Source organism: Aeromonas sp. R6-2, assembly GCF_040908155.1.
Lineage (GTDB): Bacteria > Pseudomonadota > Gammaproteobacteria > Enterobacterales > Aeromonadaceae > Aeromonas > Aeromonas schubertii.
Map to the genome: position 1 here is coordinate 106,023 of NZ_JBFODE010000032.1, position 16,926 is coordinate 122,948.

Annotated in this window: 17 protein-coding genes and 3 tRNA genes; 6 read left to right on the plus strand and 14 right to left on the minus strand. The window is 62.7% G+C overall.

The features are described 5' to 3' along the window. Window positions 1-54 precede the first annotated feature (54 nt). From AB5Y48_RS07340 to AB5Y48_RS07350, 3 genes are all read left to right on the plus strand, one after another. A complete protein-coding gene (locus AB5Y48_RS07340) occupies window positions 55-915 on the plus strand; it encodes a LysR family transcriptional regulator (protein WP_368164090.1) in 861 nt (286 codons plus the stop codon). A gap of 79 nt (window positions 916-994) precedes the next feature. Beyond that, window positions 995-1,477 (plus strand): tetratricopeptide repeat protein, encoded by a 483-nt coding sequence (locus tag AB5Y48_RS07345; RefSeq protein ID WP_224160897.1) that lies wholly within the window; start codon window positions 995-997, stop codon window positions 1,475-1,477. A gap of 195 nt (window positions 1,478-1,672) precedes the next feature. Further along, window positions 1,673-2,266, plus strand: a complete 594-nt coding sequence (locus AB5Y48_RS07350; protein WP_368164091.1) for a PIN domain-containing protein — start codon at window positions 1,673-1,675, stop codon at window positions 2,264-2,266. 38 nt (window positions 2,267-2,304) lie between these two features. Here the strand turns inward: AB5Y48_RS07350 and AB5Y48_RS07355 are convergent, their stop codons facing one another. From AB5Y48_RS07355 to AB5Y48_RS07420, 14 genes are all read right to left on the minus strand, one after another. Further along, window positions 2,305-2,919, minus strand: coding sequence for an START domain-containing protein (locus AB5Y48_RS07355; RefSeq protein ID WP_368164092.1), 615 nt, complete (start codon window positions 2,917-2,919; stop codon window positions 2,305-2,307). A gap of 97 nt (window positions 2,920-3,016) precedes the next feature. Beyond that, window positions 3,017-4,258 (minus strand): ammonium transporter, encoded by a 1,242-nt coding sequence (locus tag AB5Y48_RS07360; RefSeq protein WP_368164093.1) that lies wholly within the window; start codon window positions 4,256-4,258, stop codon window positions 3,017-3,019. A gap of 18 nt (window positions 4,259-4,276) precedes the next feature. Then, window positions 4,277-4,615 (minus strand): P-II family nitrogen regulator, encoded by a 339-nt coding sequence (gene glnK, locus AB5Y48_RS07365; protein ID WP_050665554.1) that lies wholly within the window; start codon window positions 4,613-4,615, stop codon window positions 4,277-4,279. Between the two features lie 466 nt (window positions 4,616-5,081). Beyond that, window positions 5,082-5,167 (minus strand) — tRNA-Leu (locus AB5Y48_RS07370). Window positions 5,168-5,210: 43 nt separating this feature from the next. Continuing rightward, window positions 5,211-5,284, minus strand: a tRNA-Cys gene (locus tag AB5Y48_RS07375). 18 nt (window positions 5,285-5,302) lie between these two features. Further along, window positions 5,303-5,378: transfer RNA gene (locus AB5Y48_RS07380), tRNA-Gly, on the minus strand. Window positions 5,379-5,550: 172 nt separating this feature from the next. Next, window positions 5,551-6,105 (minus strand): CDP-diacylglycerol--glycerol-3-phosphate 3-phosphatidyltransferase, encoded by a 555-nt coding sequence (gene pgsA, locus AB5Y48_RS07385; RefSeq protein ID WP_005354108.1) that lies wholly within the window; start codon window positions 6,103-6,105, stop codon window positions 5,551-5,553. Window positions 6,106-6,205: 100 nt separating this feature from the next. Further along, window positions 6,206-8,053, minus strand: coding sequence for an excinuclease ABC subunit UvrC (gene uvrC / locus AB5Y48_RS07390; protein ID WP_136613676.1), 1,848 nt, complete (start codon window positions 8,051-8,053; stop codon window positions 6,206-6,208). Window positions 8,054-8,112: 59 nt separating this feature from the next. After that, window positions 8,113-8,757: a UvrY/SirA/GacA family response regulator transcription factor gene (gene uvrY / locus AB5Y48_RS07395; RefSeq protein WP_050665552.1), complete on the minus strand. Its 645-nt coding sequence runs from the start codon at window positions 8,755-8,757 to the stop codon at window positions 8,113-8,115. A 217-nt stretch (window positions 8,758-8,974) separates the two neighbouring features. Next, window positions 8,975-9,736 (minus strand): 3-deoxy-manno-octulosonate cytidylyltransferase, encoded by a 762-nt coding sequence (gene kdsB, locus AB5Y48_RS07400; RefSeq protein ID WP_060586491.1) that lies wholly within the window; start codon window positions 9,734-9,736, stop codon window positions 8,975-8,977. After that, the gene (locus AB5Y48_RS07405) at window positions 9,733-9,921 is read right to left on the minus strand and encodes a Trm112 family protein (protein WP_005354121.1); all 189 of its coding nucleotides are present in this window, start codon (window positions 9,919-9,921) and stop codon (window positions 9,733-9,735) included. The genes kdsB and AB5Y48_RS07405 overlap by 4 nt, the downstream gene beginning before the upstream one ends. A 4-nt stretch (window positions 9,922-9,925) precedes the next feature. Then, window positions 9,926-10,891 carry a tetraacyldisaccharide 4'-kinase gene (gene lpxK / locus AB5Y48_RS07410; protein ID WP_368164094.1) on the minus strand — a complete coding sequence of 322 codons (966 nt, stop codon included), beginning with the start codon at window positions 10,889-10,891 and terminating at the stop codon, window positions 9,926-9,928. After that, complete coding sequence (gene msbA / locus AB5Y48_RS07415) at window positions 10,891-12,645, minus strand: lipid A ABC transporter ATP-binding protein/permease MsbA (RefSeq protein WP_050665549.1); 1,755 nt, start codon at window positions 12,643-12,645, stop codon at window positions 10,891-10,893. Before msbA ends, lpxK begins: the two co-directional genes overlap by 1 nt. Before the next feature lie 31 nt (window positions 12,646-12,676). Then, a complete protein-coding gene (locus AB5Y48_RS07420; protein WP_368164095.1) occupies window positions 12,677-14,890 on the minus strand; it encodes a DNA internalization-related competence protein ComEC/Rec2 in 2,214 nt (737 codons plus the stop codon). Window positions 14,891-14,987: 97 nt separating this feature from the next. On the opposite strand from AB5Y48_RS07420, the gene AB5Y48_RS07425 reads away from it, so the two are divergent. The 3 genes from AB5Y48_RS07425 to AB5Y48_RS07435 all read left to right on the plus strand — a co-directional run bounded on the left by AB5Y48_RS07425 (window position 14,988) and on the right by AB5Y48_RS07435 (window position 16,848). Next, complete coding sequence (locus AB5Y48_RS07425) at window positions 14,988-15,476, plus strand: DUF2062 domain-containing protein (protein ID WP_050665623.1); 489 nt, start codon at window positions 14,988-14,990, stop codon at window positions 15,474-15,476. Between the two features lie 69 nt (window positions 15,477-15,545). After that, entirely contained in the window at window positions 15,546-16,073 is a 528-nt protein-coding gene (locus tag AB5Y48_RS07430) for a DUF2062 domain-containing protein (protein ID WP_050665547.1), read from the plus strand. A gap of 118 nt (window positions 16,074-16,191) precedes the next feature. Beyond that, the gene (locus AB5Y48_RS07435; protein WP_050665546.1) at window positions 16,192-16,848 is read left to right on the plus strand and encodes a Bax inhibitor-1/YccA family protein; all 657 of its coding nucleotides are present in this window, start codon (window positions 16,192-16,194) and stop codon (window positions 16,846-16,848) included. Window positions 16,849-16,926 lie beyond the last annotated feature (78 nt).

Below are 16,926 nucleotides of genomic sequence, written 5' to 3' on the forward strand. Positions count from 1 at the left end.
TTGCCAATTCCGTCCAATGATATATTGGACCTTTCAATATTCCCCGGAGGAATGATGGAGTTAAGGGATCTGCGTGCCTTCGTGACCTTGAGCGAGCAACTGCACTTTGGTCAGGCGGCCCAGCGCCTGAGCCTGACCCAGTCGGCCCTGAGCAAACAGCTCAAGCGCCTGGAGGCACAACTGGGCGCGCCTCTCTTCGAACGCAGCCCGGGAGCGACCCGGCTCACGGCGCTGGGGATCGCCCTGCTGGACGAGGCCCGTGTGCTTGTCGAGCGCAGCGAGCGCCTCCCCAGGCTGGCCCAGGAGGTACTGGCCGGTACCCGGGGGACGCTTCGCATCGGCTTCGGGGCTCCGGTACGCCTGTTGCTGCCACAGGCCATCGCCTCGTTTCGCCAGCACCACCCCGAGGTGCAGATCACCTTGCACGATCTCTCCACCCACCACCAGCTGCGTGCCCTGCTGGAGGGCGAGCTGGATCTGGGATGCTGTCGCCTGCCGGCCCCACGCGGCTGGTTCTTCCGCCCCTTGCTGCACTCTCATCTGGTGGCGGTGCTCCCCGCCGACTATCCAGCGATAACCGACATCACCGGGCTGGCAGCCTATCCCCTTGCCATATTGCGCCGGGACAAGGCCCCGGCCTTCCACGATCACCTGCTCCACTACCTGGCGCAACTGGGAACGCCGTTTGCCCACCTCGACCCCTTGAGTGACTTTACCGCCGGCATCACCATGGCAGCGGCCGGGATCGCCTGGACCCTGCTCCCCTCCTCCATTCCTGTCGATCACCCGGGCGTGAAAATCCTGCCACTGACCGGGCCCGACGCCAGCTGGCCCATTGGCTTGATGTGCCCGGCCGAGCCCCGGAGCCCGGCCCTCATCGCCTTCTGTGACACCCTGCAGCGACTGGCGCTCTAACCCCGTTGAGGGGGAAGAGCTTGTCCGGTGAAACGGAAACCATCATGATGGCTCTCCATTGACCGACGAGGAGTCCAGGATGACCCACACCATCGACGAAGCCATCACCCTTCGCAAGGAGGGGCGCTACGAGGAGAGCAGGGCCCTGCTCACCCCACTGCTCGACAAGCCGGAACTGGCGGCCCGGGCCCATCTGCACATCGCCTGGTCCTTTGACAATCAGGGTGCCGAGCAGGAGGCCGTTCCCCATTACCAGGGGGCACTGGCCGGAACCCTCGCCCCCGACGAGCGTCTCGATGCGCTGCTGGGACTGGCCAGCACCTTGCGCACTCTGGGCCACTATACCGAGGCCCTGGGCTACTTTGAGCAGACCCGCCGGGAATTTCCCGAGGCGCAGGAGATAGCGCCCTTCTACGCCATGTGCCTCTACAACCTCGGCCAGCACAAGGAGGCAGTTGCCCTGCTGCTGCGCCTGCTGGTCTCCACCACCAACGATGAGACGATCCGCGCCTATCGACGCGCCATCGAGCTCTATGCCGACGACCTTGACCGCACCTGGTGAGTAATACAGGGGGGGCCCTCAGCTCTCACGCATTTCAAAATGACACCTGGATTGGCACGCCGACGAGAACAGGCTGTCTTGGTGATAGTCGGGCCTCCTGAACCGTGATCGACCGCACACTCTCGTTAGACAATTCCATTAGGGTCTGCTCAAGGTTAATCTGTTGGTAACAGCCATCATCGCAAAGGAGTGCGGATGCGCATTAACCACGTATTGATCGATCTCGAGAATCTGCTGCCTGCCCAGCTGGATCAACTCTGCCCTGATACCTTCCGGCCCCATGTGTTTGTTGGCGCCACCCAGAGTAAGCTACCCGTCGAGTTGGTGATGGCGCTGCAGCCTTTTGGCGATCGGGCACGTTATATCCGCATGAGTGGCAGTGGCCACAATGCACTGGATTTTCATATCGCCTTTTATATCGGTGAACTCTGCGCCCAAGACCCTCATGCCGCCTTCCATGTCATCTCTAGGGATAAGGGGTTCGATCCCCTGATAGGCCACCTCAAGTCACGCAAAATCTCGGTTGCACGCCACGAGGCCATCACCGACATGCCGTTACTAAGATCGCAGAAGACCCGTTCATCTCAGGAACGGGCGCTTCAGTTTCATAGCAAGCTGTTGCAACCCAAGGTGACTAGGCCACGCACCCTAACCACCCTAAAGAGCGCCATCTCGGCCTTCTTCCAGCGTCAACTCACAACCTGCGAACTGGACGCAATCGTTGCCGAGATGAAGGAGAAAGGATGGATTTCGGTCAACGCAGAGAAAGTGATTTATCACGCTGCATAAGTGCTTGCCACGCCTCGCTCCCGAGTAACCCGCGCAACCTAGTGGTTGCAAGGCTCAGGAGGGGCAACCTGCATCAAGGTCCGGATGGCACTAAATCCCTCCAGTGCTGCCCTCATAGCCATGGGATTGACCAGCCAGGCCGGTAGCGAGCCCCCCGGATGGGTGTAACTCTCGAGGCGAACGAGCGTGGTGCCATCGCCCATAGGAAGGGCCTCCCAGCGTCCGCTACTGTGCCGGATCCGCACTCGCTGCGGGTGCGAGGGCAGCGCATCGGGCTCCGCCTGCACCGTCAACACGAGGCGACAATCTTCCCCCCAACTGAGATGGGAGCGGGTGATGAGCTCGCGATCCGCCGCCGGCCAGGGGGCCGCCAGCAGGGTATAAACCAGATCGGTTCCCGGGGACGGACGCGCCAACAGACGAACTTCCCGACTCTGGGGCAGCCAGAGCCGATGGCGAGAGGTGTCGCGCAGCACCCTGAGCAGGGCTGCGGGAGCGGCCCGTACCCGCATCTCAAGACGCAAGGCCAGATAAGACTCCGGGGGCCGGGGCTGGCTCCAGAGCGTCACCCCATCCACCGAACGCTCCAGCCGCCACTGGGCCCCCCACAGCGGGGCCGATGCCAACCAGAGCATCATCAGCAACGATCTCATGCTTCCCCCTCTCCTGTCGCCGCATCACACACTGCCACTGAGTGTCGCCCAAAAAGAACGGGCCGGGGAGAACCCCGGCCCGTCTGAAGGGTAAGCTTCAGAGGCTGGACTTGACGGTCACAAACTCCGGATAGGCATCGATACCGCACTCGTGTACGTCGCCCCCCATCAGCTCCTCCTCTTCGGAGACCCGCAGGCCCAGGGTGGCCTTGAGCAGGCTCCATACCAGCAAGGAGGAGAGGAAGACCCAACCGAAGATGACGGCCGCCCCGAGCAACTGACCACTGAAGCTGGCCGCCTCGTTGGAGAGAGGCACCACCAGCAGGCCAAACAGGCCGCACACCCCGTGCACCGAGAGGGCCCCGACCGGATCGTCGATTTTGAGCTTGTCGAAGCAGACGATGGCATAGACCACCAGGGCTCCCGCCAGCACACCGATCAGGGAGGCAAACAGCGGTGTCGGCGAGGCAGGATCGGCGGTGATGGCCACCAGCCCGGCCAGGGCACCGTTAAGCACCATGGTCAAGTCGGCCTTACCCCAGGTGAGCTTGGTCACCAACAGCGCCCCCAGGGCTCCGGTGGCGGCGGCGGCATTGGTGTTGACGAACACCTTGCCAATGGCGGTCGCATCGGCGGCGCTGGAGAGCACCAGCTGGGAGCCGCCGTTAAAGCCAAACCAACCCATCCAGAGGATCAGGGTCCCCAGGGTCGCCAGGGGGAGGTTGGAGCCGGGGATGGGATAGATGGCCCCATCCTTGCCATACTTGCCGCGCCGAGCGCCCAGCAACATCACGCCGGAGAGAGCGGCTGCCGCGCCGGCCAGGTGGACGATCCCCGAGCCCGCAAAGTCGCTAAAGCCCGCCTCTTTCAAGAAACCGCCGCCCCAGGTCCAGTAGCCTTCCATGGGGTAGATAAACCCGGTCATCACCACGCAAAAGAGCAGGAAGGACCAGAGCTTCATCCGCTCGGCCACGGCGCCCGAGACGATGGAAGTGGCGGTAGCCACAAACACCACCTGGAAGAAGAAATCCGACTCCAGAGAATGGCCCGCCCCCTCGGCCTGACTCCCCAACAGGGCACCCAGGCTCGGCAACCAGCCACCGGCCGTGTTGTCCACATACATCAGGTTGTAGCCAACGAGCAGATACATGACGCAGGCGATGGCATAGAGCAGCACGTTCTTGGTCAGGATCTCGGTGGTGTTCTTGGCCCGAACCAGGCCGGCCTCCAGCATGGCAAATCCGGCCGCCATCCACATCACCAGGGCCCCGGACATCAACAGATAAAAGGTATCGAGCGCAAAGCGCAGCTCGGTTACGGATTTGGTCAACTCGTCCATGTCACTTCTCCTTGAATATTACAGGGCTTCGGCATCGCTCTCGCCGGTACGGATCCGTACGGCGTGCTGCAGGTCATAGACGAAGATCTTGCCGTCACCGATCTTGCCGGTGTAGGCCGCCGAACAGATCGCCTCGATGATCTGCTCCACGTTCTCAGCCACTGTGGCTATCTCCAGCTTGACCTTGGGCAGAAAGTCGACCTGATATTCGGCGCCGCGATAGAGCTCGGTGTGCCCCTTCTGACGACCGAATCCCTTCACTTCGGAGACGGTCAGCCCCTCGACGCCCAGATCCGCGATGGCCTCGCGCACATCGTCGAGTTTGAAGGGTTTGATAATGGCAGTGATTAACTTCATCTGGTTTCTCCCAATCCTTAGGTGTTCCCGGATGCAATCAATCAAATCCCGTGCCAAAAAATTTAATCGTTAAATATCAATAAAATATAATCATTCAGGGCCTCATCCCCTCCCCTCAATCCCAATCAAGGCGCAGCAGCACCATCAGGATGCACACTATTGGTGCAACCCCATGGTTGCACCAAAAAAAGGCATGTCACAGGGAGTCACAGAGAAGAGAAGGGCCCGAGAACGCATGTCGCTCGCTGTGCCCCACAACCACACCACGGAGGCAGAGGCAGAGGCAGAAGCAGAAGCAGAAGCAGAAGCAGAAGCAGAAGCAGAAGAGTCTGACCGGCCCTGCCTTCAGGCTCCTCGAGAATTCTGTCGCCACTTTGGCGACACTTTGCAGATGAGGTGCGCAAACGAAAAAGGCCACTCCTTGGAGTGGCATTTCATAAGTATATGTTTTTACAATCATTTTAACTGGTGCCCGGAGCGGGACTCGAACCCGCACAACCAAAGGTCGAGGGATTTTAAATCCCTTGTGTCTACCGATTTCACCATCCGGGCGGTATCTGATTGTAATAGGGCCCGCACTGCGGGCCCTGGAATATGGAGGCGCGTTCCGGAGTCGAACCGGACTAGGCGGATTTGCAATCCGCTACATAACCGCTTTGTTAACGCGCCATGCTCTCTAAGAGAGTTTGGAGCGGGAAACGAGACTCGAACTCGCGACCCCGACCTTGGCAAGGTCGTGCTCTACCAACTGAGCTATTCCCGCCTGTCTTGGCTTTCGCCCTGACTGTGAGGCCGCATTCTATCGGCTTGCGCCAACGAGTCAACCCAAAAAAGTTAATTGCCTGATCGTTCGGGCGTTTTTTGCGCCGTTTGGTGAAAAGAGCGGCGCGAAACCCGTCTGGCCCCATGACGGGGCCCCAACCCATGAAGGGGGCTTAAAAACGGGAGTGGTAGCTGAGATCGGCCCAGGCCGCCTTGAGGTACTGGAACATGGACCAGAAGGTGAGCACGGTGGCCACATAGAGCAGCACATAGGCAAGCCACACCATCCAGATGTTGTACTGCCAGATGAGGCCGGTGAGCGAAATCATCTGGATGGTGGTCTTCCACTTGCCAATCCAGCCCACGGCAACGGCGGAGCGCTTGCCAATCTCGGCCATCCATTCGCGCAGGGCCGAGATGAGGATCTCGCGGCCAATCATGGTCAGCGCAGGGATGGTGACCCAGACGGTGTTGTAGTGCTCGACGATAACCACCAGGGCGGCCGCCACCATGATCTTGTCGGCCACCGGATCGAGGAAGGCGCCAAACGCGGTGGACTGGTTGAGCTTGCGCGCCAGATAGCCATCGAACCAGTCGGTGACCGCCGCCAGGATGAAGACGATGGCCGCCGCCAGATAGGACCACTCATAGGGGAGATAGAAGAGAACGATGAAGAAGGGGATCAGCAAGATCCGGAAGTAGGTCAGGAGATTGGGGATATTGGTCATTATTGTCAGCCACTTCATCTGTGCGAGCGAGAGGCGGCAGTGCCGCCTGAGAGTACCTGCCTGGCAGGCCCCGCCATTATGTCACCCCACCGTCTGTGCGTCACCCGTTTGCACCGTGAAACGCGGCGTGGATCGCCTCGGCCAGGGCCTCGCTGATGCCGGGCACCTTGGCCAGCTCCTCAACCCCGGCACGCTTGACCTCCTGCAGTCCTCCCAGATATTTAAGCAGCGCCTGCCGCCGCTTGGGGCCGACCCCCGGGATCTCCTCGAGTGAGCTCGATACCCGCGCCTTGGCGCGCCGTGCCCGGTGGCCGGTGATGGCGAAGCGGTGGGACTCGTCGCGAATGTGCTGAATGAGGTGCAGTGCCGGCATATCCACCGGCAGGTGCAGCTCCTCGTGGCTGTCGCCGATGATCAGCGTCTCGAGACCCGCCTTTCGGGTCACCCCCTTGGCCACCCCGATAAGCAGAGGCTGCTTGCCACCGAGCCGCTCCTGCTGGCTGGCGAGGATCTCCTCGGCCCGGCGCAACTGGCCGAGGCCGCCATCGATAAACAGCACGTCCGGTACCTTGTCCGGATCCTGTTGCTTGGCAAAACGGCGCTCCAGGGCCTGCTCCATGGCGGCATAATCATCGCCCCCGGTGATCCCCTCGATGTTGAAGCGGCGATATTCGCCGCCCACCGGCCCCTCGCGACCAAACACCACGCAGGAGGCCACGGTGCGCTCCCCCATGGTGTGAGAGATATCGAAACACTCCATGCGTGCGATCGGCGTCTCCAGCTCGAGCAGCTCCTCGAGCTGGCGCAGTCGCTCACCCATGGTGCTCTTGTGAGCCAGACGCGATTGCAGTGCGGTGAGCGCATTGGTGCTGGCAAGCTTGATAAATCGGGCCCGCTCGGCGCGGGTGCGGCTCACCACCCGCACCTTGTAGCCGGCGGTCTGCGCCAGGGTGTCGGCGATGACCGATTCATCCTCGAGGGCCACATCGAGCAACACCTCGCTCGGGATCTGCCGACCGGAGTGACCCGAGAGATAAAATTGCAGCAGGAAGGATTGCACCACCTCGTCCAGGGGCGTGTCACTCGGCACCTTGGGAAAGTAGCTACGCGAGCCGAGCACCTTGCCCTGGCGGATAAAGAGCACGTGCACACAGGCGGTGCCCTGCTCCTGGGCCACCCCCACCACGTCGAGATCGTCCAGCACGTTGCCGCTCACCGACTGCTGCTCGGTCACCCGGCGCAGGGCCTGGATCTGATCGCGAAAACGGGCCGCCTCCTCGAAACGCAGTTCCAGGCTCGCCGTCTCCATCCTGGCCACCAGCCGGCCAATCACCTCCTGGTTCTTGCCGGCCAGGAAGAGGCGCGCCAGCTCCACCTGGCGTTGGTACTCCTCGTCACTCACCAGCCCCGCCACACAGGGGCCGGCACAGCGCTTGAGCTGGTACATGAGACAGGGGCGCGAGCGGTTGGCATAGACGGCGTCCTCGCACTGGCGCACCGGGAAGATCTTCTGCATCAGGTGCAGGCTCTCGCGCACCGCACCGCCAGAGGGGTAAGGTCCGAAGTACTCCCCCTTCACCTTGCGCGCCCCACGGTGCACCCCGATGCGCGGGTGGCGCTGATCGGTGATGATGATCCAGGGGTAGGACTTGTCATCCCGCAGCAGCACGTTGTAGCGCGGCTGGTACTGCTTGATGAGGTTGTGCTCGAGGATCAGCGCCTCGGTCTCGGTGTGGGTCACCACCACCTGAATGTCGGCGATCTGGCTCACCAGGGCGCGGGTCTTGGCGCTGTCGACCTGTTTGCGAAAGTAGGAGGAGAGCCTTTTTTTAAGATCCTTGGCCTTGCCCACGTAGATGACAACGCCGCCGGCGTCATACATGCGATAGACACCGCTCTGGTGGGTCACGACCTTGAGGAAGGCCTTGCTGTCAAACTGCTCGCTCATGGTGCTCCATCAAGGGAAAAGGCGGCCACGGCCGCCTTTGACAAACGTGAGCCCAAGGCTCAGAGGGTATCGGCATCCAGCATGCCGTAGCGGATGGCCAGGTGAGTCAACTCTACGTCACCGTTGATCCCGAGCTTGCTGAAGAGGCGATAGCGGTAGCTGTTGACCGTCTTGGGGCTCAGGTTGAGCTGCTCGGAAATGTCGTTCACCTTCTGCCCCTTGGTGATCATCATCATGATCTGCAGCTCGCGCTCGGAGAGAGACTTGAAGGGGTTCTCATCGCCGGAGGCAAACTGGCTCAGGGCCATCTGCTGGGCGATCTCGGGGGAGAGATAGCGCTGCCCGGAGTGAACCAGACGGATCGCCTGGATCATCTCCTCGGGGGCCGCCCCCTTGGTGAGGTAACCGGCGGCGCCCGCCTGCATCACCTTGGTCGGGAACGGATTCTCGGAATGGATCGTCAGCACTATGATGCGCACATCGGGGCAGATACGCAGGATCTTGCGGGTCGCCTCGAGCCCGCCGATCCCGGGCATGTTCATGTCCATCAGGATCACGTCGGGATGGCTCTGGCGGCAGAAGGTGACGGCAGCCTCGCCGCTTTGGGCCTCGCCCACCACCTTGATCCCGCGCACATCTTCCAGAATTCGTCTTATCCCGGTACGCACCAGCTCATGGTCATCGACCAGAAATACATTAATCACCCGGACACCCCATTTTTATTACTTATTTCGCCCTCACTCGGGCGAACCACAATTCTTGCATCATAACCAAACTGCCCGATTTGGCAATCCGGGGCAAGTCCGAGGCAAAAAATCGAGAACATCCTCACTAAAATCAATAAATTAGACAATAACAGTGCATAAAAAAGCGACACCGGGTGTCGCTTTATCCGAAAAACAGGAAAAGAGGGTCTCTCGCCTACCCGGCCAGGACCCGGCGCACCGCCTCCAGATCCTCGGGGGTATCGACCCCCACCGGCGGCGCTTCAATGGCTTCGGCCACGTGGATCTTCTCTCCGTACCAGAGCACCCGCAGCTGCTCGAGAGCCTCAACTTGCTCGAGCTGGCTCGGTGCCCAGGAGACGTAGCGCTCGATAAAGCCGGCACGATAGGCGTAGATGCCGATGTGGCGCTGGAACCAGGGACCGATGGCCTCGCGGCTCTGGGCGAAGCGATCCCGCTCCCAGGGAATGGGGGCGCGACTGAAGTAGAGGGCGTAGCCATCCTTGTCGGTCACCACCTTCACCGCATTGGGATTGAAGGCCTCGGCGGCGGTGTGTACCGGTACGCTCAGGGTCGCCATGGGGGCACTGGCGCCGGCCAGATTGTCTGCCACCTGGCGGATGAGGGCGGGCGGAATGAGGGGCTCATCCCCTTGCACGTTGACGATGATGGTGTCCGCAGCAAAGCCGTAGTGGCGGCACACCTCGGCCAGACGCTCGGTGCCGGACTGGTGATCCTGTGATGTCATGCACACCTCGACGCCGGTCCCCGCGACAAGGGGGAGCAGCGCCTGGCGCACCCGCTCGTCATCGGTGGCGACGATCACCCGCTCGGCGCCTGACTGCAGGGCCTTCTCCGCCACGTGCTGCACCATGGGCTTGCCATGGATATCGGCCAGCGGCTTGCCCGGCAGCCGGGTCGAGGCGTAACGGGCCGGAATAATGACGATAAAACTCATGGATTGAGCTCTTCCAGGGAGAGGTGACGGGCACGGTTTTCGAGGAGCACGGGGATCCCCTCCTCCAGCGGATAGGCGAGTCGGTCAAACCGGCACACCAGCTCCTGTTTGCTCTTGTCATAGTTCAGCTTGCCCTTGCACAGGGGGCAGGCCACGATATCCAGCAGTTTCGGATCGAGAGCCACTGCGTCACTCCTTTAGCGATGTCATGAGGGTGGCGAGCAGCCCTTCCGGCAGCTCGGCACGCACGGGAATATACCACCAGTTGGGCCGGGCGAAGGCGCGGCACTTTACCGCGTCTTTCTCGGTCATCAGCAGCGGCCGCTCGCCAAAACGGGCGGTCAGCTCGGCCTCATCGAAGCCGTGGTGATCGGGGTAGCCCTGCGCCTGGACCAGGTCATAGCCCAGCTCGCGCAGGGTGGCAAAGAATCGGGGCGGATGGCCGATACCCGCCAGGGCGTCCACCTTGGGACCGAGCGCCCCCTCGGCGGGAAGCTCATCCTGCACCCGGCGCGGTGCATCCGGGACCAGGCGCATGGCCCACTCCCCCGGCGCAGGCTCGCCACCGTTGCAGATGATGGCATCTACCGAGCCAAGGCGCGAAAGCGGTTCGCGCAGTGGCCCCATGGGCAGCAGGCAGCCATTGCCGAAGCGGCGTATCCCGTCGAGCACCACTATCTCCACATCCCGGGCCAGGGCGTAGTGCTGCAGGCCGTCGTCAGTGATGATGATGTCCACCTCACCGCTCTGCTCGAGCAGCCGCACCGCATCGGCCCGTTTGGGAGAGACGGCCACCGGACAGGCGCAGCGACGGTGGATCAGCACAGGCTCATCCCCCGCCTCGGCGGTGGTGGTGCCGGCGACGAGGCGCAGCGGATAGTGCGGCGCCTTGCCACCGTAGCCACGGCTCACCACCCCGGGGCGCAGCCCCCGGGCGCGCAAGGCCTCCACCAGCCAGACCACCACGGGGGTCTTGCCGTTTCCTCCCACCGAGAGGTTGCCCACCACCACCACCGGCAGAGACGAGCGATAGGCCTTGCACAGCCCCAGCCGGTAAGCCACGCGGCGAGCGCTGCTCACGGCGGCAAACAGGGCAGCCAGGGGCAAGAGCCCCCAGCGCAGGGGGCTTTTTTGATACCAGAGGGCGTCAAGCATCAGGCTTTGTCACCAAACTGAATGGCGCGCAGCTGGGCATAGGTGCCGGCTTTGCCCATCAGCTCGGCGTGGTTGCCACGCTCGACGATGCGCCCTTCGTCGATCACCAGGATCTCGTCGGCCTTCTCGATGGTAGAGAGGCGGTGAGCGATGACCAGGGAAGTGCGCTGCTTGCACAGCTCGTCGATGGCCGCCTGGATGTGGCGCTCGGATTCGGTATCCAGGGCCGAGGTGGCCTCGTCGAGCAGCAGCACGGGGGCATCGCGCAGCAGGGCACGGGCGATGGCCAGACGCTGGCGCTGGCCCCCCGAGAGCGACGCGCCATTTTCCCCGACCACGGTGTCATAGCCCTGGGGCATCTTGCTCACGAACTCGTCGGCATGAGCGATGCGGGCCGCCTGCACTACCTCATCACGGCTGTAGCGATCCTCGGCGGCGTAGGCGATGTTATTGGCCACCGAGTCGTTAAACAGGTGCACCTGCTGGGAGACCAGGGCGAACTGTTTGCGCAGCTCACTCAGGCGATAGTCACGAATATTGACCCCATCGAGCAGGATCTCCCCCTCATCGATGTCATAGAAACGGGTGATGAGGCTCGCAATGGTGCTCTTGCCAGAGCCCGAGCGTCCCACCAGGGCCACCGACTTGCCCGCCTCGACCTTGAAACTGAGGTTGTAAAGGGCCGGGGTCTCCTTGGTCGGGTAGGTGAAGGTGACGTTGCGAAACTCGAGCTCGCCGCGGGCACGCTCCAGGGTGCGGGTGCCGGTGTCCGGCTCCGGCTCGGTGTCGAGCAGGCCAAACAGGCTGTGGCAGGCGGTGATGGCGCGCTGGAACTGGTTGTTGACGTCGGTCAGGCTTTTTAGCGGCTTGAGCAGCATCATCATGGAGGTGATCATGACGGTGAAGGTACCGGCAGTCAGGGTGCTGCGCACACTGTCGATGGTTGCCACGTAGAGGAAGGCCGCCAGGGCGATGGAGGCAACCATCTGGACGATGGGACTGCCGATGGCATCGGCCGCCACCATCTTCATGGTCTGCTGGCGCATGTTGTTGCTGACCTGGTAGAAGCGTTTCTCCTCCACCTTCTGGCCACCAAACATCAGCACCTCTTTATGCCCCTTGAGCATCTGCTCGGTAGAGGTGGTGATATTGCCCACCGCGTGCTGAATGTGGCGGCTTATCTTGCGAAAACGGCGGCTGATGAGACCGATGATGATGCCCACCAGGGGACCCACCACCAGAAAGATCACCGACAGCTGCCAGGAGTGATAGAACATCAGGCCAAGCAGGCCCACCACGGTCGCCCCTTCACGCACCAGGGTCACCAGCGTGGTACTGGCGGCCGAGGAGACCTGGCTCGCATCGTAAGTCACCTTGGAGAGCAGATGACCGGTATTTTGCCGGTCGAAGAAGCTCATCGGCATAGCCACCATGTGGTTGAATACTTGCTGCTGCAGACGCATCACTACGTGGTTGCCGACCCAGGCCATGCAGTAGTTGGAGAGGAAGTTGGCCAGCCCGCGCAGGGCGACGATGCCGAGCACGAAGAAAGGCATCCACTTGAGCACGCTCGGATCGCTGCCGTTGATCCCCTCATCGATGAGGGGCTTGATGGAGTAGACGAAGGTGGTATCGACGGCGGCGTAGCCCAGCATGCCGATGATGCCACCGATGAGACCCAGCTTGCGATCGCGCACATAACCGAGCAGGCGTTTGAAGATGGGCCAGCTCGGCTGATCATGAGTTTCTTGCATTGAAATGCTGCTTGTTAATTGAAAAGACGGGTCATTCTAGCCAAAGCGCCGGCATCCACCAAGCGCCGTGACGCCGGTACCAGGGGCCCCCTTCACGCTCGGCCTTCACCGTGAGGCCATCTGACCCCGCCACCATCACCACCTCGCCGTGTTCACCGGTGACCCACTGGCGGGCGCCGATCGCCCGATAGCGGGCCACCACCTCGGGGCGTGGAAAGCGCCAGCGGTTGTAAAGACCGGCGCTGTAGACGACGAAGCGGGGCGAGACCGCCGCCACGAAAGCCGGGGTGGATGAGGTGCGGCTGCCGTGGTGGGGCACCACCAGCAGATCGCTTCCAAGCGCAGAGCCCCAGCGCGCCACCAGGGCAGCCTCGGCCTCCTTTTCGATATCGCCGGGCAGCAACAGGCTCCACCCCTCCCCCTCAAGGCGCAGCACACAGCTGCCGTTGTTGCGGCTGTTATCCGCCCTGTGTCCCTCCTCGGGCCAGAGCACCCGCACCCGGATCCCCTGCCAATGCCACTGCTGCCCGGCCTGACAGGGCTCGGTGCTGCCTGCGAAAGGGTAGGAGGACACCTCTCGCCCCACCCTTATCTGGCGCAGCAACGCTCGCCGCCCACCCGAGTGGTCCCTGTCCTTGTGGCTGATAACCAGTGTATCGACCCGGCGGATCCCCCGCTCATGAAGATGGGGCAGCAAGACCGCCTCGGCCATGTTGTACCCGCCCGGATAGCGATCTCCGGTGTCATAGACCAGCGCGCGGCCCCCCTGGCTCACGACCACGCTGAGCCCCTGACCCACATCGAGCACGCTGACCCCGCCCCTGTCGTGGGACCAACCCGCCATCAGGCTCAGCAGCAGTGCCGGCAGCAGCAACCAGCGTCCCCCCGAGAGGCGCCAGGCCACCATAGAGAGCAGCGCCAGCGCCACGATAAGCCCCCACTCACGCCCCAAGGGCCACCAGAGCACGACCTGCCCAGCCAACCACTCGAGCAGCCAGATCACGCCCACCAGCGCCTCATTGGAGAGCCACAGCAGTGGATAGGCGAGCACTGCAGCCAGAGGCGACAACAACACCCCCAACAGGGCCGCCGGGATGATGAGCAGGCCAAAGAGGGGCAGAAGTAGCAGGTTGGTGGCAAAGGCCAGGGGCGCCACGCCGCCAAACAGGATGACTTGCAGGGGAAACAGCCCGAGCAGCATCCAGAGCTGCAACCGCCACAGGGAGGGGCGTCGCCAGAGGAGCCCCGCCACCATCAGGAGGGCCACCGCCACAAACGAGAGCCAAAAGCCGGCCGAGCAAAGCGAGAGGGGATCCCACAACAGCAGGAGGGAAAAGGCCCAGAGCCACACTCGCCAGGGTGGCCAGGCGCGGCGCCACCAACGCAGCGCGCCCCATACCAGTACCATAAGCAGCGCCCGCTCGGCCGAGACCCCGAAACCGGCCAGATAGGTGTAGATAAGGGCGAGTAGCGAAGAGAGGATGATGGCCGGACGCTCCCCCCAGAGGCGGCCGAGCCACCAACCGAGTAGCGCAACGATGGCGATGTGTTGACCCGAGATGGCGATGACATGGGTCAACCCTCCGCCGCGAAAGAGATCCCACTGGTGGCGGCTGATCCCCCCCTGCTCGCCAAAGGTGAGGGCCCGCAGCAGGGCAGCCTGGGAGAGCGGCGACCAGAGGGCATCGGCTTGGCTCAGCCAGCGTTCGCGAAGAGCCGGGGGCCGGGCCTCTTGCACCGCTACGCTATCGAGGGTGCCGGTGGCGGTGATCCCCTTCCCGAGCAGGGTACGCCGCCCATCCCAACCGGCACCGTTAGCCAGGCCATGGGCCGGCTTGAGCCGGGCAGTCAGGGCGAGGCGCGCGCCGACCGCCGGCGGAGTCAGGGGGCGATAGAGGTTGAGCTGGACCAGCGGCTCGGGCCAGAGGGGGCTCCCCTCCATTCGGTTGACGCGCACCCACCAGCGACTGAAACGCTCGTCGACACGCTCCCAACGCTCCAGTTTCCCGACCAGGGAGAGTCGCTGCTGGGCTGGCAACTGCTCAAGCCAGGCGAGCCTGAGATGCAGGCTCAGCTGCAGCCAGAGGAGCCCGATGCAGAGCCCCAGCAACAGGGGGCTGGGCCCCTTTCTGAGGGCCAAGATGAGGGTTGCCAGGGGAAGCAATGCCCATGGCCAGGCGGGGATGAAGGGCCAGAGCAGGGCCGATGCCCCGCCCAGGCAGAAGCCGATGAGATGACGGTCCATGGATTGAGTATTCGTATGGCTCGCAAGCTTCGCCACCTTGGCCACCTCTTCGGATGCAGATAGACTGACGCCTCCTCACAGCAAGAGCATGGCAACCTTGAACAGCCGGTTTTTATCCCGCCTGGGGCTGACCCCCGAGGCCCTGCGCCAGCAACGCTGGTTTGCCCTCTTCGGGGAGCGCCTGCTCGCCCCCCGCCTCTGGCGCACGACCCCCTTTGCCTTGGGCGGCGCCCTGGCCGCCGGCCTCTTTGCCAGCTGGATCCCGGTGCCCATGCACTCCCTGATCGCCGTGGTGCTGGCTCTCTGGCTCGGGCTCAACCTTCCCCTGGCCCTGCTGGCGGTCTGGTTTAACAATCCCCTGACCCTGCCCCTCATGTATCTGGCCGCCTACGAGATCGGCTGTCGCCTGCTCGGGCTTCCGGCCGAGCAGTTCCATCTGGTGTGGCGCCTGGGGTGGTTCGAGCACGAGGCACTGACCGTGCTCCCTCCCTTCCTGCTCGGCTCCCTGCTGCTGGGTCTGCTGAGCGCGGCACTGGGTTACCTGCTACTGGGCGGCACGCTTGCCCTGTGGCGACGGTGGCACTGAGTTAATCCGTGCCAACGGGGGTTGAGAGGTTTACACTCACCGCCCTTTGTGACCCAAGGAGCACACGCCATGCAGCTCAAGCGCCTGCTCAATCGTTGGATGCCCAACCCGGCGCAGTTGCGCCATCACCCCAGACTGCGCCTCTTTGGCCGCTGGCTCGACCGCCCCACCCTGTGGCACCTCAACCGGCGCACGGCGGCGCGCGCCTTCGCCGTCGGTCTCTTCTGTGCCTGGCTACCCATCCCGTTTCAGATGGTGGTGGCAGTAGCCGGTGCCCTCTTGCTGGGCGCCAATCTCCCCCTCTCGGTGGCTCTGGTATGGCTCAACAATCCCGTCACCCTGATGCCCATGTTTTACGGGGCCTACAAACTCGGCGCCAGATTGCTCGGTACGGATCCCCAACCCTTCACCTTCGAGGCAAGCTGGCAATGGCTGAGCCACTCGTTTGCTACCCTGGGACCTGCCCTGCTGCTCGGGACCCTGCTGCTTGGCTCGCTTTGTGCCCTGCTTGGCGCCATCGTCATCGAGCGCCTCTGGACCTGCTCGGTCCTGCGACGGCGAGCCCTCGACCGCCATTCCCGGTCCGGTTGTTCATGACAAGTACATACTGGTGAGTAATAATCGACGCCAAAGGTTGTGACACGGCACTGCCGTCCCCATCTCGGTGGGGTCAACAGGCCGCAGCCGGCCCATTCATCACAAGAGGATCGACAAGATGGAAACCCGTTCTGTCTTTACCGGTGTCCAGAGCACCGCCCGCGACACCAACAAGGTGCTGCGCAACACCTATATGCTGCTCTCCATGACCCTGGGCTTCTCCGCCCTGGTGGCCGGGACTGCCGCCATGCTGGCCCTGCCTGCCCCCCACTGGGCCGTCTTTCTCATCGGTGCCTATGGCCTGATGTTCCTGACCGAGAAGAACCGCAACAACAGCATGGGGCTGGTGTTCACCTTCCTGTTCACCGGCTTTATGGGCTACACCCTGGGTCCCATCATCAACCTGTTTATGAACAACGGCGGTGGCGATATCGTGCTGACGGCCATTGGCGGCACGGCGCTGACCTTCTTCGCCCTCTCCGCCTATGCCCTGACCACCAAGCGTGATCTCTCCTTCATCGGCGGCATGCTGTTCGTGGGCTTCTGGGTACTGCTGGTGGCCATGATTGCCAACATCTTCCTGCAGATGCCGGCCCTGCATCTGGCCCTCTCGGCCATGTTCATGCTCTTCTCCTCCGGTGCCATCCTGCTCACTACCCAGCAGATCGTGCGCGGCGGCGAGACCAACTACATCTCGGCCACCATCACCCTCTATATCTCCATCTACAACATCTTCGTCAGCCTGCTGAGCCTGCTCGGCGGCAGCCGCAACTAAGCCAGATGGTAAAATGACCCCCGCTTCGGCGGGGGTTTTTCTTGCCCCCTGATTTGGATCAGGATGTCGCCCCTCTCT

Coding starts and splice junctions, on each gene's coding strand:
- AB5Y48_RS07340 (WP_368164090.1), top strand. CDS start 55: ATGGAGTTAAGGGATCTGCGTGCCTTCGTGACCTTGAGCGAGCAACTG.
- AB5Y48_RS07345 (WP_224160897.1), top strand. CDS start 995: ATGACCCACACCATCGACGAAGCCATCACCCTTCGCAAGGAGGGGCGC.
- AB5Y48_RS07350 (WP_368164091.1), top strand. CDS start 1,673: ATGCGCATTAACCACGTATTGATCGATCTCGAGAATCTGCTGCCTGCC.
- AB5Y48_RS07355 (WP_368164092.1), bottom strand. CDS start 2,919: ATGAGATCGTTGCTGATGATGCTCTGGTTGGCATCGGCCCCGCTGTGG.
- AB5Y48_RS07360 (WP_368164093.1), bottom strand. CDS start 4,258: ATGGACGAGTTGACCAAATCCGTAACCGAGCTGCGCTTTGCGCTCGAT.
- glnK (WP_050665554.1), bottom strand. CDS start 4,615: ATGAAGTTAATCACTGCCATTATCAAACCCTTCAAACTCGACGATGTG.
- pgsA (WP_005354108.1), bottom strand. CDS start 6,105: ATGACCAATATCCCCAATCTCCTGACCTACTTCCGGATCTTGCTGATC.
- uvrC (WP_136613676.1), bottom strand. CDS start 8,053: ATGAGCGAGCAGTTTGACAGCAAGGCCTTCCTCAAGGTCGTGACCCAC.
- kdsB (WP_060586491.1), bottom strand. CDS start 9,736: ATGAGTTTTATCGTCATTATTCCGGCCCGTTACGCCTCGACCCGGCTG.
- lpxK (WP_368164094.1), bottom strand. CDS start 10,891: ATGCTTGACGCCCTCTGGTATCAAAAAAGCCCCCTGCGCTGGGGGCTC.
- msbA (WP_050665549.1), bottom strand. CDS start 12,645: ATGCAAGAAACTCATGATCAGCCGAGCTGGCCCATCTTCAAACGCCTG.
- AB5Y48_RS07420 (WP_368164095.1), bottom strand. CDS start 14,890: ATGGACCGTCATCTCATCGGCTTCTGCCTGGGCGGGGCATCGGCCCTG.
- AB5Y48_RS07430 (WP_050665547.1), top strand. CDS start 15,546: ATGCAGCTCAAGCGCCTGCTCAATCGTTGGATGCCCAACCCGGCGCAG.
- AB5Y48_RS07435 (WP_050665546.1), top strand. CDS start 16,192: ATGGAAACCCGTTCTGTCTTTACCGGTGTCCAGAGCACCGCCCGCGAC.